15 protein-coding genes are annotated in these 15,598 nt (G+C 71.4%); 7 read left to right on the forward strand and 8 right to left on the reverse strand.

Annotated elements, in window-relative coordinates; genetic code table 11:
- Positions 1-15: 15 nt before the first annotated feature.
- Both ACIBG4_RS42165 and ACIBG4_RS42170 read right to left on the reverse strand, forming a co-directional pair.
- Complete coding sequence (locus ACIBG4_RS42165) at positions 16-687, reverse strand: TetR/AcrR family transcriptional regulator (protein WP_397208253.1); 672 nt, start codon at positions 685-687, stop codon at positions 16-18.
- Between the two features lie 153 nt (positions 688-840).
- Positions 841-1,422 (reverse strand): TetR/AcrR family transcriptional regulator, encoded by a 582-nt coding sequence (locus tag ACIBG4_RS42170; protein ID WP_397208255.1) that lies wholly within the window; start codon positions 1,420-1,422, stop codon positions 841-843.
- A 156-nt stretch (positions 1,423-1,578) separates the two neighbouring features.
- On the opposite strand from ACIBG4_RS42170, the gene ACIBG4_RS42175 reads away from it, so the two are divergent.
- The 5 genes from ACIBG4_RS42175 to ACIBG4_RS42195 all read left to right on the forward strand — a co-directional run bounded on the left by ACIBG4_RS42175 (position 1,579) and on the right by ACIBG4_RS42195 (position 7,216).
- The gene (locus ACIBG4_RS42175) at positions 1,579-2,187 is read left to right on the forward strand and encodes a CatB-related O-acetyltransferase (protein ID WP_397208257.1); all 609 of its coding nucleotides are present in this window, start codon (positions 1,579-1,581) and stop codon (positions 2,185-2,187) included.
- 43 nt (positions 2,188-2,230) lie between these two features.
- Positions 2,231-3,520, forward strand: a complete 1,290-nt coding sequence (locus tag ACIBG4_RS42180) for an erythromycin esterase family protein (RefSeq protein ID WP_397208259.1) — start codon at positions 2,231-2,233, stop codon at positions 3,518-3,520.
- Positions 3,517-5,064, forward strand: coding sequence for an FAD-dependent monooxygenase (locus ACIBG4_RS42185; protein WP_397208261.1), 1,548 nt, complete (start codon positions 3,517-3,519; stop codon positions 5,062-5,064). Before ACIBG4_RS42180 ends, ACIBG4_RS42185 begins: the two co-directional genes overlap by 4 nt.
- The gene (locus ACIBG4_RS42190; RefSeq protein WP_397208263.1) at positions 5,061-5,453 is read left to right on the forward strand and encodes a VOC family protein; all 393 of its coding nucleotides are present in this window, start codon (positions 5,061-5,063) and stop codon (positions 5,451-5,453) included. The genes ACIBG4_RS42185 and ACIBG4_RS42190 overlap by 4 nt, the downstream gene beginning before the upstream one ends.
- A 362-nt stretch (positions 5,454-5,815) precedes the next feature.
- Positions 5,816-7,216, forward strand: coding sequence for a DHA2 family efflux MFS transporter permease subunit (locus tag ACIBG4_RS42195; protein ID WP_397208265.1), 1,401 nt, complete (start codon positions 5,816-5,818; stop codon positions 7,214-7,216).
- Here ACIBG4_RS42195 and ACIBG4_RS42200 read toward each other — a convergent pair.
- The 4 genes from ACIBG4_RS42200 to ACIBG4_RS42215 form a co-directional block, all read right to left on the reverse strand.
- Positions 7,131-8,018 carry a methyltransferase domain-containing protein gene (locus ACIBG4_RS42200; protein WP_397208267.1) on the reverse strand — a complete coding sequence of 296 codons (888 nt, stop codon included), beginning with the start codon at positions 8,016-8,018 and terminating at the stop codon, positions 7,131-7,133. The genes ACIBG4_RS42195 and ACIBG4_RS42200 overlap by 86 nt on opposite strands.
- Before the next feature lie 113 nt (positions 8,019-8,131).
- Complete coding sequence (locus tag ACIBG4_RS42205) at positions 8,132-9,376, reverse strand: esterase/lipase family protein (protein WP_397208269.1); 1,245 nt, start codon at positions 9,374-9,376, stop codon at positions 8,132-8,134.
- A gap of 260 nt (positions 9,377-9,636) precedes the next feature.
- Positions 9,637-10,125: a GtrA family protein gene (locus ACIBG4_RS42210; RefSeq protein ID WP_397208271.1), complete on the reverse strand. Its 489-nt coding sequence runs from the start codon at positions 10,123-10,125 to the stop codon at positions 9,637-9,639.
- Between the two features lie 554 nt (positions 10,126-10,679).
- Positions 10,680-11,096 (reverse strand): DUF6223 family protein, encoded by a 417-nt coding sequence (locus ACIBG4_RS42215; protein WP_397208273.1) that lies wholly within the window; start codon positions 11,094-11,096, stop codon positions 10,680-10,682.
- A gap of 370 nt (positions 11,097-11,466) precedes the next feature.
- Between ACIBG4_RS42215 and ACIBG4_RS42220 the strand changes: the two genes are divergently transcribed.
- Together ACIBG4_RS42220 and ACIBG4_RS42225 are read left to right on the forward strand one after the other, a co-directional pair.
- Positions 11,467-12,384 (forward strand): aminoglycoside phosphotransferase family protein, encoded by a 918-nt coding sequence (locus ACIBG4_RS42220; RefSeq protein WP_397208275.1) that lies wholly within the window; start codon positions 11,467-11,469, stop codon positions 12,382-12,384.
- A gap of 129 nt (positions 12,385-12,513) precedes the next feature.
- On the forward strand, positions 12,514-13,368 hold the full coding sequence (locus tag ACIBG4_RS42225; protein ID WP_397208277.1) for a phosphotransferase enzyme family protein: 855 nt from the start codon (positions 12,514-12,516) through the stop codon (positions 13,366-13,368).
- Positions 13,369-13,449: 81 nt separating this feature from the next.
- On the opposite strand, the gene ACIBG4_RS42230 is transcribed toward ACIBG4_RS42225, so the two are convergent.
- Entirely contained in the window at positions 13,450-14,529 is a 1,080-nt protein-coding gene (locus tag ACIBG4_RS42230) for a serine hydrolase domain-containing protein (RefSeq protein WP_397208279.1), read from the reverse strand.
- Between the two features lie 131 nt (positions 14,530-14,660).
- Entirely contained in the window at positions 14,661-15,248 is a 588-nt protein-coding gene (locus ACIBG4_RS42235) for a TetR/AcrR family transcriptional regulator (protein WP_397208281.1), read from the reverse strand.
- Positions 15,249-15,598 lie beyond the last annotated feature (350 nt).

Genomic DNA, 15,598 nt, shown 5'->3' on the forward strand with positions numbered 1-15,598 from the left:
GCGTCACGTGAGGCTTCAACCCGGCAACGCGGGATGCGTGGGGCGGGCGAAGGCGCCCGCGGCGGCGGCCAGGGCCACGGTCCTGGCCGCCTGGCCCGGCAGGTCCAGGTCCGGGTCGGGCGGCGTGCGCAGCAGTACCACCTCGTGGTAGAGCGGCGCGGTGGCGGCGACGAGCAGTCGCCGCGCGTCGGTGTCCGGCGGCAGTTCGCCGCGCCGTACGGCGCGCTCGACGACGACCTCGCAGCGGGCGTAACGATCCGCCCACAGCTGCCGCAGGCCGCGCGCGGCCTCCTCGGAGCGGAATGAGGCAGCCAGCAGGGCGGCGGCGATCGACGGCTGGTCCGTCAGTGCCGCCAGGTTCTCCCGGTTGAGGGCCGCGAGGTCGCCCTCCAGGGAGCCGGTGTCCTCCGGCTGCCAGTCGTCGCCGGCGGTGGCCGCGCAGAGGTCGGCGAGCAGGCCGCCGACGTCGCGCCAGCGCCGGTACACGGTCGCGCGGTGCACGCCCGCGCGGGCCGCGACGGCGTCCAGGGTGAGCGCGTCGTAGCCGCGTTCGGCCAGTTCGGCCCGCACCGCGTCGAGCACCTGCGCGCGGGTGCGCTCGGTACGGCCGCCCGGGCGGCGGCGGGGCGGCGGCAGGTCAGCGGAAGACTCCGCCCGGCCCCCGGTTCGCTCGGTGGGCTGCGTCATGACACTATCTTAATGTATAAGCTGTCGCATTAAGCGCAGCTGGAGAGGAACATATGTCATGAACAGCCCGATCCCGGCCGACCCGAACGCGGTGCCCCCCATGCCCGGGCAGCCGCGGGCGGTGCTGCTCCGGCCGCCGGCGGGCGAGCCCGCTCACGAGCGGGGCATCATCCCGGCGAAGAGCGCGTCGAGGACGCGGTCGACGTACTCGTGGGTCAGCGGCTCCTTGGTGATCAGGAGCCGGAAGTACAGCGGGCCGGACAGGATGGCCATCGCCAGATCGAGGTCGAAGCCGGACGCCAGCTGGCCCTGGTCGCGGGCCGCCCGCAGCCGGGCGACGGTCTTGTCCCGCTGCGGGGTGATGAAGCGCTCGTTGAGCGCGTCGGCGACCCGGCGATCGTGCTGGGCCTCGCCGACCAAAGCGTAGAACAGGGGACCGTAGGGCGGGCGGCCCAGCAGGTCCACGGCCGCGTAGATCTGTGCGCGCAGGTCGGCGGCGAGGTCGCCGGTGTCGGGGTAGTCCAGGCTGGGCTCGTTCAGCGACAGCAGCGAGTCGAGCAGCAGGGCTCCCTTGGACGACCATCGGCGGTAGAGGGTCTGCTTGCTGGCGCCGGCGCGGGCCGCGACCGCCTCCATGCTGAGGTTGGAGTAGCCGATCTCCTGGCCGAGCTCCAGCGTGGTCCGCATGATGGCCTCGGTCCGGTCGGTGCCGCGGCGATGGGGTGTGCGGGTCATGCCGCCACCTTATCGGAACGGTACGTCCCGTACTTGACAACGTTTCCGGGCGCCGACATCATCCTATCGGTACGGTACGTTCCGTACTCTTCAGTGTCTCGTGGAAAGAGCCGATTGGTGATACCCGTTTTCCCCGACCCGACCGTGGTGCACCCGATGCCCGATCAGCCGCGGGTGGTGCTGCTGAAACCGCTGGTCACCTCGCCGCTGATCGAGGTCGGCGAGTTCTCCTACTACGACGACCCGGACGATCCGACCGCTTTCGAGACCCGTAACGTGCTCTACCACTACGGGCCGGAGAAGCTGGTCATCGGGAAGTTCTGCGCGCTCGGCGAGGGGGTGCGGTTCATCATGAACGGCGCCAACCATCGCATGGACGGCCCCTCGACGTTCCCTTTCCCGATCATGGGCGGTTCCTGGGCCGAGCACTTCGACCTCATCACCGGCCTGCCCGGACGGGGTGACACGGTGGTGGGCCACGACGTCTGGCTCGGCTACCGGGCGATGGTGATGCCCGGCGTCCGCATCGGCCACGGAGCGATCATCGCCTCCGGCTCCGTCGTCGTGGACGACGTGCCCGACTACGGCATCGCCGGCGGCAATCCGGCCAGGCTCATCCGCCGCCGCCACAGCGACGCCGACGTCGACCGCCTGCTGGCCGTGGCCTGGTGGGACTGGCCGCTCCAGCTCATCACCGAACACGTCCGCACGATCATGTCCGGCAGCGTCGGCGACCTGGAGAAGGTGGCGGCCGCGCAGGCGTGAGACCCGTCCGTTGACCTTTCAGCACCAGAATCGAGCCATCAGCATGCCTGCTTCGTTCCACCCCGACCCGTTCGCCGACTGGCTGGGCGGCCACGCCGCCCCGCTCACCCACCTCGACCCCGAGGCGCCGCTCGACGACCTGGAGCCGCTGCGCGACCTCATCGGCGACGCGCGCGTCGTCGCGATCGGCGAGCACTCCCACTTCATCGACGAGTTCGTCCGCCTGCGCCGGCGCCTCCTGCGGTTCCTGGTCGAACGCTGCGACTTCACCGTCCTGGCCTTCGAGTACGGCTTCAGCGAAGGCTTCCCCCTCGACGCCTGGGCCCAGGGCGAGGGCACCGACGACGACCTGACGGGCCACCTCGCCGAGGCGATCCCCGTGGGGGTCGACGACCCGCTGCGCTGGATCCGCCGGCACAACGCCACAGCCTCACAACCGGTGCGTTTCGCCGGCATCGACATCCCGGCGGCCGGTGGGTCCCTGCTCCCCGCCCTGACCCCGGTCGCCGACTACCTGCGCCGGATCGACCCCGAAGCCCTGCCGTCCATCGAGACGGCGACGCGCATCGCCGGATCGTTCGCCGGAACCTCCGCGGCCGCGGCGGCGCCCGCGTGGGCCCGCCTGCCCGCCGCCGACCAGGACGCCCTCACCGCCGCCCTGACGCGCCTGCTCATCCGGTTCCGCGCCGTCGAGCCGCTGTACGTCTCCCGCGGCGACCGGCCCAGCTACGACATCGCGCTGCGCCGTCTCGAAGGCGCCTGCCAGGCCGACTACGGCTTCCGCGCCATGGCCGGCCTGTTCGCCGGGACCGGGCTGACCGCCGACACCTCGGCCCGCGACGTCTACATGGCCGGATCGGTCCTGTGGCACCTGGAGCGCTCCAAGCCCGGAACCCGCATCGTGCTGGCGGCCCACAACGCCCACATCCAGAAGGCACCCATCTCGTTCAACGGGCAGCTCACCGGCTTCCCCATGGGGCAACACCTGCACAACGCGCTCGGCGACGCGTACTTCGCCCTCGGCCTGACCAGCACCGGCGGCCACACCGGCGAGATGATCCGCGACGAGGAAGCGCGCTTCGGCTTCCGCATCGAGGACACCGCGCTGCAGCCGCCCGAGCCGGGCAGCGTCGAAGCCGCCTTCGCCGGCGCCGGCCTCGGGCTCAGTCTCGCCGGCCTCCGCCCGGCGCGCGCCCAGGCCGGCCCTGGCCCCGACCGTATCCGGCTGCAGAGCACCTTCCTGCACACCCCCGTCCTGGACGCCTTCGACGGCATCCTGCACACCCCGGCCTCCACCGTGGCCCGCGACCTCGAAGAAGGAAGAACCCCGTGACCCGAACCGACGTGATCATCGTAGGGGCCGGCCCCGCCGGCCTCATGCTGGCCGCCGAGCTGCGGCTGGCCGGCGTACGGCCGCTGGTGCTGGAGCGCAAGCCGCAGCGCCGCGACATCCCCAAGGCCGGCGGCCTCGGCGGGCAGATCCTGGAGCTGCTGCGCTACCGGGGCCTGCTGGAGCGCTTCGAGGCGGCCTGCACCGGCCCCGTCCCACCACCCCGGTTCCCGTTCGGCGGCGTGCATCTGGACTTCACCCAGTTGGCCGACCCCCCGCTGCACGCCCTGCCGCTCCCGCAACAGCAGCTGGAGCAGCTGCTCGACGACCGCGCCGGCGAGCTCGACGTCGAGATCCGCCGTGGGCACGAGGTGACCGGGATCAGCCAGGACGACACGGCGGTGACCGTGGACGTGCTGGGTCCGGACGGCCCGTACCAGGTAGTCGCCCGCTACGTCGTAGGGTGCGACGGCGCGCGCAGCCGCGTCCGCGACTGGGCCGCCATTCCGTTCCCCGGCATCACCTATCCGGAGGTCAACCGGCTGGCCCAGGTCACGCTGCCCGCCGAGGTGACCGTGCTCGGCAACGGCGGCCTCGACGTCCCCGGCTTCGGCACGATCAGCGCGGGCTTCACCCGCACGGACCACGGCCTGTTCGGCATCGGCTCCTCGCCCGGCTCCAGGGCCGTCTCCCTCTACACGATCGAGGACGAGAGCACCGAGTACGACGACGACGTCCCCATGACCGTGCCGGAGCTCCAGGACAGCATCCACCGCGTGCTCGGCGCGCGGCTGCCCGTGGCGGAGGCGACCCGGCTGTCGCGGTTCACCTTCAAGGCCCACCAGGCCGAGCGCTACCGCGACGGCCGGATCCTGCTGGCCGGCGACGCGGCGCACCTGTTCCCCGCCACCGGCGTGGCGCTCAACGCCGGCATGCTCGACGCGGTCAACCTGGCCTGGAAACTCGCCGCCGACCTGCACGGCCGCGCACCGGCCGGCCTGCTGGACACCTACCACGGCGAACGCCACCTCGCCGGCGCCCGTACCATGCTGCACACCCGGGCCCAGGTGGCACTGCGCCGCGGGCACGACGCGGCCGCCGAGGCGCTGCGTGAGGTCTTCACCGAACTGCTCGCCGACGAGCAGCCGCTGCGCCGCATGGGAGCGCTCGTCGCCGGCACCGACCTGCGCTACCCCATGCCCGGCGCCGAGCCCCACCCGCTGGCCGGCACCTTCGCCCCCGACCTCACCCTGCACACCGACCAGGGCGTCACCAGCGTCGCGGAGCTCCTGCACGCCGCCCGGCCCGTCCTGCTCGACCTCGCCGGCCGCCCGGAGCTTCGCCAGGTCGCCCGGCAGTGGCGCGATCGCGTGGACATCCGCACCGCCAAGACCGACGAGCGCCCGGCCGACGCACTGCTGATCCGCCCGGACGGGCACGTCGCCTGGGCCGCCGGCCTCGACGAATCCGCGGACAGCGCTACGCCCGCACTGCGTGAGGCACTCTCCGCATGGTTCGGAACGCCTTCAACAGAGGAAACGACATGACAAGTAGATTCACCGAGTTGACCATCGACTGCCACGATCCGGAGAGACTCGCGGCCTTCTGGTGCGCGGTTCTGGACCTCAAAGTGATCGACCGGAACGAGCACAAGGTCGAGATCGGCTCCTGGGAGCCGACCATCGAGGAGGTCCGCGCTCGCCAGATGCCGCCCACCCTGCTGTTCATCCAGGTGCCCGAGGGCAAGACCGTGAAAAACCGACTCCACCTCGACGTCAGCCCGATCGACTGCAGCACCGACGACGAGGTGACCAGATTGCTCGGCCTCGGCGCCATCAAGAGAGATGTGGGCCAAGGCCCAGACCGAAGCTGGGTGGTCATGGCCGACCCTGAGGGCAACGAGTTCTGCGTCGTGCGCTCCCTGGCGGCTCGCTGAGCATAGCGGTGGGACGCCCTGTCGCGTCCGCTCGGGCGCGACAGGCGGCGGCGTACAGCTGCCTCAGGTGGCTCTTCCACGCCTCGGCGAACGCGGCGGGCATACGTTGCTCGTCATTCCGCTACTGAACAAATTCCGCTCGCTATGGCCATGCACCGATGAGCATGGAGACATCTATCTCATGGTGCGGAGCGCCATTTTATGGCCACCCCATCGGCCGGAGAACTCGCGGCCGCCACGCGTGCCGGAACCGCTGGTCGCCCGGGCCGGCGAAGCGGGCGTGAACCAGTGGCCGGGCCCGCACACCATTGACCGCGCCTAAAAGCGCGAGACCAATCATTAACTTCTGAGGAAGGATTTGCGTGAAAGCGTTGCTCACCCTGACCTGCGCAGGTCAGTTCATGGTGCTGCTCGACAACACGATCGTCGGCGCCGCCCTGCCCGACATGCAGCAGCGGCTCCACACCGGGCTGACCGGTCTGCAGTGGATCGTCGACGCCTACGTGCTGCTGGTGGCCATGCTCCTGCTGTCCGGCGGCGTCTTCGCCGACCGGTTCGGCCGCAAGAGGGTGTTCCTGGCCGGGCTGGTGGTGTTCACGGCCGCGTCGGTGGTGTGTTCGCTCGCGCCCTCGATCGGCTGGCTGATCGCCGGACGGGTGCTGCAGGGCGTCGGGGCCGCGGCGCTGAGCCCCGCCTCGCTGGCCGTGCTCGTCGCCGCGTATCCCGCCCCGAGGGAGCGCGTCAGAGCGATCGGGCTGTGGGCCGGGTTCAGCGGCATCGGCCTGGCCGCCGGACCGCTGGCCGGCGGCATCCTGGTGGACGCCTTCGGCTGGCCCGCCATCTTCCTGGTCAATGTGCCCATCGGCGCGGTCCTGCTGGTGGCCGGGCTGCGCGTGCTGAGGGAGTCCCGCAACGCGGGCGCGCCGCCGATCGACGTTCCCGGCACGGTCCTGTCCGTCGCGGGCGTGGGCGCTGTGACCTACGGCCTGATCGAGGGCGGTTCCCGCGGCTGGACCTCGCCGGTGATCCTGGCCAGCTTCGCCGCCGGGCTGGTGCTCCTGGCCGCGTTCGTCGTGGTCGAGGGTCGTGTGTCCACGCCGATGCTGCCGCTCCGGCTGTTCCGGCAGCGGCTGTTCACGGTGTCGAACACGGCGATGGTCGTGGTCGGGTTCGCGCTCTCGGGCTCGTCGTTCTTCTTCTCCCAGTTCTTCGTCTACGTCCAGGACACGTCGATCCTGGTCGCCGGGCTGCGGACCCTGCCCGGCTCCCTCGCCATGGTGATCGTCAGCCCGTTCGCGGGCCGCTTCGCCGCCAGGTACGGCTTCCGCGTCGTCGTCAGCATCGGCCTGGCGCTGGCCGGACTGGGGCTGCTGGCCCTGGGCCTCGTCCACGCCGACACCGGCTACGGGAACGTGTGGTGGCGGCTGGCGGTCGTCGGCATCGGGTTCGCTCTGACCATGTCCCCGCTGACCGGCGCCTCCATCCAGGCGGTCAGCCCCCAGGAAGGCGGCCTCGCCTCAGGCGTCAGCAGCACCACCCGGCAGATCGGCGCGGTGCTCGGCGTGGCGGTGCTCGGAGCGATCGTCCACACCCGGGAGTCCGGCGGCGCCTCCTTCGAATCCGGCCTCAACAGCGCCTTCCTCGCGGCCGGCGCCGTCACCTTGGTCAGCGCCGTGTTCACCGGCCTGTGGCTGACCGCGGCCCGGACACCGAGGGCCGTCCCGGGCGGCGCCCCCATGCCGAGATCAGCGGCGCGAGGGTGAGGTCGAGCTCGCCGGCATCGATGGCGGCCAGGTGCGCGTCGATCTCGGCGTCGTCGGCCAACCCAGCGGCGAGCAACTCGGCGCGGACCATGCGCACCGTCGCGGCCTCCAGCCGGTCGCAGGCCACCCCGCCGACCGGAAAGCAGCCGGCCGCCGTGACATCGACCAGACCGGCCGCACGCAACGCCCGCGGCAGCGTACGGCCGTAGCGCAGGTCGGCGCCGCGGCGGGTCATCAACTCCCGGACGGCGCGCCGCAGCCGGTTGGCGCGCCGCTGTGCCGGGCCGACCTCATCGAGGCAGGCCAGCGGCTGCAACTCGGTATCGGCGTCCTCGACCAACAGCCGGCCGCCGGGCCGCAGCGCCGCCACCATCGCCGCCAACGCCCGGGCACGGTCGGGCACGTGGACGAGCACGAGCCGGGCGTGTACCAGGTCGAACGTGCCTGGCTCCGGCGGCGGGTCCCCGACGATGTCGTGCCGGAGCACCTCGTACCCGCCGTGCGGGTCCAACCAGGCCGGATTGATGTCCGTGGCCAGCACGTAACCGGTCGGTCCGACGGCCGTGGCGAGTGCCTCGGGAACGCTCGGGCCTCCGGCGCCGACTTCCCAGCAGCGCCAGCCCGCCTTCACTCCGAGCCGGTCGAAGTGCCCCCGTGTGACACCGTCGAACAGCTCGGCCAGCCAGGTGAACCGCTCGCCCGCCTCCCTCCGGGCGTTGTCGAGCAGGTAGCGGTGATCCGGGGCAGACCCAGAGGTGCGCGGCTCGGACCCGTGGTCGGCGAAGGGCTGCGATGAGCTCATGCCTACATCCTCACGACCTTCCACGTGCTGCGTCACGGGGACCCGGAAGGAAACCAGACGGCCTCCGGGTGACCGGCCGGCGGGGCGCTGCCGCCCGGCCTCGCCGGAGGCGGTCAGCCGAGCCAGCTCGCGACCTGCGACGCGACCGCGGGGTACCAGCCGAGCTGGAGGTGGTTGGCGCCGCCCACGAGCGCGGTGCCGGCCACGGTGCCGATACCCGCCGTGGACAGCGCGCTGCTCACGAACACCACGCCGTCACTGGGGCCGCGGTTCTCGTTGTAGATGCCGGCGACGCTCGGCGACCCGCCGGCCAGCAGGTACGTCGCCACCGACGCCGGCACGCCCGCCTGCCGGATGCGCGAGATCAGCGAGCCCGCGTCGATCGCGGCCTGGATGCCCGGCCCTGAGGTGTAGAAGCCCTGCCCGCCGTAGTACGTGGTGTACCAGTCCTGCTGCGTCTGGTCGACGCCGTACGTGCCGTCGAAGCGCGCCAGCATCTGCCGCTGCCCGGCATAGCAGTCGAACCCGCCGGCCGGCACGAACGAGAACTCCGGATGGTAGGCGTAGACGCCGTAGCAGGTCATGTGCGTGTGCGGGGCGGGCGAGTTGACGCCGCCTCCGCACTCGGGCCAGATCGAGACGTCGTGCGCCCAGCCGTGCGCGAACGGGTAGTCGTACCCGGCGTTCGGGCCGCCCAGCGTGATGAGCTTGCGCACGTCGCCGGCGTACGGACGGCCCCAGCTCGGCTTGACCGACGACACGTACATTCGCGCCGACATCATCCCCTTGCTCCAGCCCACCAGGTCCACGGCCGGCACGCCGAGCTTGGCCTTGATGAGCGAGACCGCGTCGCCGACCTCCTGGGCCTGCATCAGGTTGTCGCCCTCCTTGTGCGCGAACCCGATCGCGAAGACCCGGTACCCGGCACTCACCAGGTGCTGCATCATGCCGGTGCCCGGGCAGCTCAAGGCGCCGCAGCCGAAGCCGCCCGACTCGCCGGGGTTGGCCCACGCCCGGTCCGGGTTGTCGTTGGCGCCGTGCACCAGCAGGACCGGCGTGCTCTTGGGATTGGTGTTCCATCCGGGGGCGTGGTACAGGAGGAACCGGCCGGAGAACGGTCGCTTGACGCCGCCGAAGAAGGTCAGGCGCTGGCCGTCCTGGTCGCCGCGGCCGTCCGGCGGGTAGCTCTCCTGGGTGAAGCCCGGCGTGGTGTCCAGGTACCTCTCCACGGTGGACCAACCGTTCGCGACGCTGGTGTACGTCGCCTCCAGCGTCAGGTACGACGGCGTCGCGGCCTGGGCCGCGGTAGGTACCAGCAACGCGGCCAGCATCACCGCGACCGTCCATAAGCAGCGCATGGGGCTCCTGTCCACAGGGTTGCGAGATGCCGCCGAGCTCGGGCGCGCCCCCCGCGCCGGCGGCACCCGGGGAACGCCCGCCATCGTCACCGCATCGCCCCGGCCGGTCCAGCGCCCCCCGTCACACCTTTGCCGCACCGGGCGTGTGCGGACGGCACATCCGCCGGGCGCGACGCACCTGGGCGACGGTGCCAGGAAATCCGAGACGGTCCACATCGATGCGGCAATCCACCGCGGCCACCGGCGAGTGGAGGGTCGGATCAGGCCGCCTCGTCCTTGGGCTCGGGAGCCGGAGCCAGCCGCACGCGGCCGGGGCGAGCCTCCTCGTCGGGGAAGACCCACTTCCGGAACGCCCAGAACCGGAAGACCATGGCGATCAGCGTGCCGATGACCTGCGCGCTCACGAAGTCGGCGATCTCCTGGGTCACCAGGCTCACGTCCGGGGTCTCCAGCAGGAACACGTACCGGGAGATCCATAGCGGCACGGAGCTGAGCACCAGACCGACACCACTGACCAGGAAGAACAGCGCCGCCTCGTGATGGCGCTCGCGACCGCCCCTGGTCCGGAACGACCATTCACGGTTCAGCACGTAGGACACGATCGTCGCCACGAGCACCGCGATGACCTTCGCGGTCACCGGCTTCGGCTCCAGAATGGTCAGCTTCAGCCCATAGAACACCGTGTTGTCCACCAGGAACGCTGTTCCACCCACCACCGCGAACTTCAGCAGCTCACGGTGCTTCTGCACAAGGGCGGGCAGCGGTCCCGGCAATCCTGCGAGTCCTGCCTTTGCTGTTTCCCAGCGTCGCGATCTTCTCACCAGCCGGACACTCTGGTCTCAACACTCACTGACACGGCCTTTCCGGCTCGGGCGACTGGAGCCGCACCTGACGACATCTGGTATCAATCCTCACTCACACCACAGTCGAGTGCTTCGCGGTGGAGCGCCCGTCAGGGGCAGGACCGTCTCGGTGACCGGATGAGCCACCCAGCAAACCCCGGCCAGGACACGACGCTGGGATGACTCCCCGCCGAAAGCGGATGCCCAACACCGATCAGGCGGCCACCATACATTCGTCCCCCGGCCCCCACCACTGATCCCCTTCGGTGCCCCGTCCCAGCAGTATCCGACCTATCAGACCGTCTCGTCGCCGCACGCTGCGGCGAACCCGCTCTTGTCCAGGATGAATACCGGTGTGGCGGAGGGTTTCGATCGCCGCGGCGGCGGCCGGTGTCGGGGTCGTCGGCCCGGACCTTGGCCGCGGGGTTCTTGGTGACCGACCGGCACGACCGGCTGGCGTGTCAGGCGGTGCGGCGGGAGCGGGCCAGAGCCAGCCCACCGAGGACCATGGCGATCGGCCCGACCACCAGGTCTATGTAGCCTCCGACTATTCCGTAGCCGGTGCCGGGACCGCCCTCGGCGGCGGCCACGACCAGCGCGCCGATGACCGTGCAGGCGAGCCCCGCCGCCAGTGCCACGATGGCTCCTCTTCTCCCGGTGCCGGCGCCGATACGGCCGGCGGAGCGGGCCAGAGCCAGCCCGCCGATGACGACGCCGGCCAGCCCCAGCAGCGCGGCCACCACGGACCAGAGACGCCCGGTCGTCAAGGCGTACGCATCGACGGGCTGGACCAGAACGTGCGCGGCCGCCGGTGTGGCGAGCCCCAGGACACCGAGCAGGGCGGCTGCGGCGATGGCCGGCAGGTGACGGACGAACATGAGGATCCTGTCTGTCGAATGGCGGGCGTCGGCAGCGTGTGCAGCGGGGTGGATCGCCTGTGCCCGTCGAGGTGCCGGTGACGAGGGCGAGCGCCCAAGGAGAGGTTTCACGGAATCGATCCTCGCGCCGTCGAGGCAGCCGCGGCCTCCGGCAGCGGACGGCAGCGGCTACGCAGTTCTGCGTAGCCGGCTCGTGCCCCGGTACGCCCGTCGTCGTAGGCGGCCGCACGTGGATCGGACCGGTGAACCCTCACCGATCTGATCAACCAGTGCGCCGGGAGCAAACCGTTTTCGGCGCTGTCACCGACCGGCTCTCCGTTCGCTGACAACCCCGGACGACGATCGCGCCATCCGGCTACCGTTGCTCCGCATGACGCACACCGAGATCGACATCGACGCGGAGTTCGTGCGGGATCTGCTGCGTGAGCAGCACCCCGACCTGGCCGATCGCCCTTTGCGGCTTGGCGCGCGGGGCTGGGACAACCAGCTGTGGCGGCTCGGTGACGACCTCGCCGTCCGGTTGCCCTGGGCGACGCAGGACGCGGACGAACTGCTGCTCAAGGAGCACACCTGGCTGCCCGTCCTCGCCCCGCGCCTTCCGCTGCCGGTTCCCGTCCCGCAGCGCCTCGGCGAGCCCTCCGCCCTGTTTCCACGACCCTGGATCGTCACCACGTGGGTGCCGGGCGAGCCCGCCGACCGCGCCCCTGTCACGCGCGCCGCGGAGGCTGCCGACGCCTTGGCCGCCTTCCTGACGGCCCTGCACCGGCCCGCCCCCGAGCAGGCGCCCACCGGGCGGGGCCGCGGCGGGCCGCTGGCCGACCACTCCGAGGGGTTCGCCAGGCAGCTCGCCTCGGCGACCGAGCTGGGGCTGATCCCCGACCCGGACGCCGTCCGCGCGGTCTGGGAAGACGCCGCCGCCGCGCCCGAGTGGGTGGGCCCGGCGCTCTGGCTCCACGGCGACCTGCATCCGGCCAACGTCCTCACCGCGGACGGCACCTTCTGCGGCGTGATCGACTTCGGCGACCTCTTCGCGGGCGATCCGGCCTGCGACCTCTTCGCCGCCTGGATCCTGCTGCCGGATGGCGCCCGCGACCGCTTCCATGCCGCCTACCAGCCGGCGCCGGACGCCGCGACGCTGCGCCGCGCCCGCGGATGGGCGGTGGGACGCGCCCTCAGCGGCATCCTCATCGGCGAAGCCGGCGTCCGCGGCCGGCGGGGCGGCAAGGCCACGTGGGGCCCACCCGCCCACGCGGCACTGCGACGCCTCATCGCAACGGCCCATCGCTGATCGATCACCTCTCCACACGCTCGAACACCTTCGCGCCGGACCCCACGGTCGTGATCGCCTCGATAATGTACGTGCCCGGGCGGCACCGCTTGGGGAGTACGGCAGCGTTCGCGAGAGAGAGGCCAGGCGATGATGCAGGCGTCAGCGGCCGCGCGTGCGGTGGCCGCCGCCATGTCGATCGCCTCAGCGCTCGACCTGGCCGTCGACGACGCGATCGTTCTGCATGACTCGAACAAGCTCACTCTGCGTCTGCTGCCGTGTGACGTCCTGGCCCGGGTGGCACCCGCAACGCATCAGGTCGCGCGGTTCGAGGTCGAGCTCGCTCAGCGGCTCGCCGAGTCCGGGTGTCCTGTGGCTGTTCCCGACCCGCGGGTGGAGCCACGCGTCCATGAGCGTGACGGCTTCGAGGTCACGCTGTGGACCTACTACGAGCCGGTGACACCGCGAGCGGTCCCACCAGCCGGCTATGCCGATGCGCTCGAGCGGCTGCATGCCGGCATGCGCGAGCTCGACGTCCCGACGCCGCACTTCACGGATCGGGTCGAGCAGGCTCAACAGCTCGTGGCGAGCCGCGACCGTACGCCGGGGCTCGCCGACGCGGACCGGGAGCTGCTCGACGAGACGTTGCGAAGCATGAGACGGGTGATCGGCGAGCGCGGCGGCGCCGAGCAGCTGCTGCACGGCGAGCCGCACCCGGGCAACGTGCTCACCACGACGAACGGGCTGCTGTTCATAGACTTCGAGACGTGTTGCCGCGGGCCTGTCGAATTCGACCTCGCCCATGCGCCCGAAGAAGTCAGCGAGCACTATCCGGGCCTCGACCAGGAGCTGCTGAGGGTGTGCCGGATCCTTGTGCTGGCGATGATCACGACGTGGCGCTGGGATCGAGGCGACCAGTTCCCGGACGGGCGCCGGCTGGGCGCCGAGTGGCTCAGCCGGATCCGAGCGGCGCTCGGTCGCGAAGGGCTGGACACCCGTGGCTGATCGCAGGTCTTCGAGGTCGCAGCCGCCGCCCGGCGCCGGGCGCTTCCGGGGCAGGGCGGCTGAGACGGCCTGGCGCATGACTCAGCGGTCGCACATCGCGGCGAGGAAGGCGTCGATCAGGTGCTGCCGATTGCGGGGCACGCCGGTGACGTAGACGGTGGCGACGCGCCCGGCCCGGTCCCGGCCGCTGAACACCGCGGCCCCCGGCATGTCGCCGGGGGCGAAGTAGGCGTAGCCGCAGCTCGACTTCATCCGGACCACGCCATAACCGTAGCGGGCGCCCGCGGGCCAGCCTTCCGCCTCGACCTTCACCGGCCGGGTCATCATCGTGCCCAGCGGGGCCGCACGCCAGAACCGGTTGAGGTCTTCGGGGGTGGACACCAGGCCGCCGCTGGGGCCGAACGCGTAGGTGGGCAGCTGGTCGGTCAGGTCGACCTCGCCGTCCTTCGGATGGCCGGGGTGCACCCCGTAGGTGTGGGCGTGCGGGCCGCGGATGCCGTAGTCGCCCTTGGCCGGCCAGTACGTGTCCCGCATCCCGTACGGCTTGAGGATCAGTTCCTGGCTCGCCTGGCGGTAGTCCTTGCCGGTCACCGCGGTCACGATCATGCCGAGGACCAGGTAGTTGGTGTTGGCGTAGGCGAAGGAGCCGCGGGGCGTGGGCTTGAGCGTCAGCGCCACCCGCAGGAAGTCCGGGAAGGGCTCCTTCCACTCGATCGCGTCGGCGAACTCGGGCAGGCCGCTGGTCTGCTGCAGCAGCATCCGGACGGTGATCTTCCGGCCGTCGATCTCGGCGCCGTCACCGGTGCCGCGCAGCGCCCCGGGCAGGTAACGCTCCACCGTGGCGTCCAGGTCGAGCTTCTTCTGATCGGCCAGCCGCAGCACGGTGGCGGCAATGATCGGCTTGCTCCCGCTGGCGATCCTGAACCGGCCCCGGGGGCCGATCATCGGCTTGCCGGTGCCCCGCTCCGCGGTGCCGGAGCGCCGGGTCACGGTCTCGCCGCCCGGGCTCCGCACCTGGCTCAACGCGCCCGCCATGCCGTCCTCGGTGGTGAGCACGTCAAGGCTGGACTGCGGCGAGGGCGTCGCGGCGGCGGCGAAGGCGGGGGCGACAGGGGCGAGGACCAGGGAACCGGCGACAGCGGCGGCGAGCAATTTCGTCATGTCCCCAATGTCGCAGGAAGATCACTCACGATCAGTCAGGCCTGCCCGCCTGTCGGGGTGGGGCATTCCCTACCACCGAGGTGATCGCCGCGCGAGCTGGATCGGGCGGTCCTGGATGCCGCCCAAGGCGATCAACGGCCCGGAACGACACAGGAAAGGGCCCGGCGCAGGATGGCGGCGAAGGATTCGGTGTTGCCGGGCAGGAGCCAGTGCCGCCCCGCCACGCGGATGGCGCCGGCGACCGCGGCGGCCGTGACGGCCGGGAACAGGTCGCGGCCGGGGTCCGTACCGGTGCGCGCCGCGATCGCCTCGGTGAGCGGGCCCTCCGCCATGGTGAACGCCTTCAGCGCCTCACCCTCCAGCTCGGGCGTCGACATGATCATGCGCAGGCCGGCCTTGTCGGGCTCGGGGTCGGTGTAGAGCTCGATCACGGCCGCGATGATGGCTTGATCCAGCGGCTCGCCGGCGGGCCGGGCGTGCAGCGCCTCCCCCACGCGCTTGGACTGGCCGGCCTGGAAGGAGCAGATCGCCTCCTCCTTGCTGGAGAAGTAGTTGTTGTAGGTGCGGGGGGAGACGCCCGCGGCCGTGGCGATGTCATGGACGCGCACCAGGGCCAGTCCGTGGGGGCCCTGCTCGATGGCCAGGCGCAGCGCGGCGTGGCCGATCGCCTCCTGGGTGGCTTGCCTGTTGCGCGCCCGAAGATCCATGGCGTCGTTCATAGGGCCTACTCTATCGATATTGCGCGCCGCGCACTATGTGCGCGACACGCAAGTTGTGGGTAGAGTGCGACGAGACGCCTGGCACTCACGCCTGGAGAGTGCCAACCACCTGGCGTGCGCCGGGACGACGAGGTCCGTGGGCAGGTCGGCCGCCCGCCAGCAGACCGTCCGTCGCGGGCGCCGTCCCGGCGATCCCCTGACCGGACAGCCCTACGAAGAGCAGGAGCAGGAATGGCTTCGAAGATGATCGCGTTCGACGAGGACGCCCGGCGCGGTCTCGAGCGCGGTATGAACCAGCTCGCCGACGCCGTCAAGGTGACCCTCGGCCCCAAGGGCCGTAACGTCGTGCT

Origin of the sequence: Nonomuraea sp. NPDC050383 (assembly GCF_044459125.1) — a bacterium.
Classification (GTDB): Bacteria; Actinomycetota; Actinomycetes; order Streptosporangiales; family Streptosporangiaceae; genus Nonomuraea.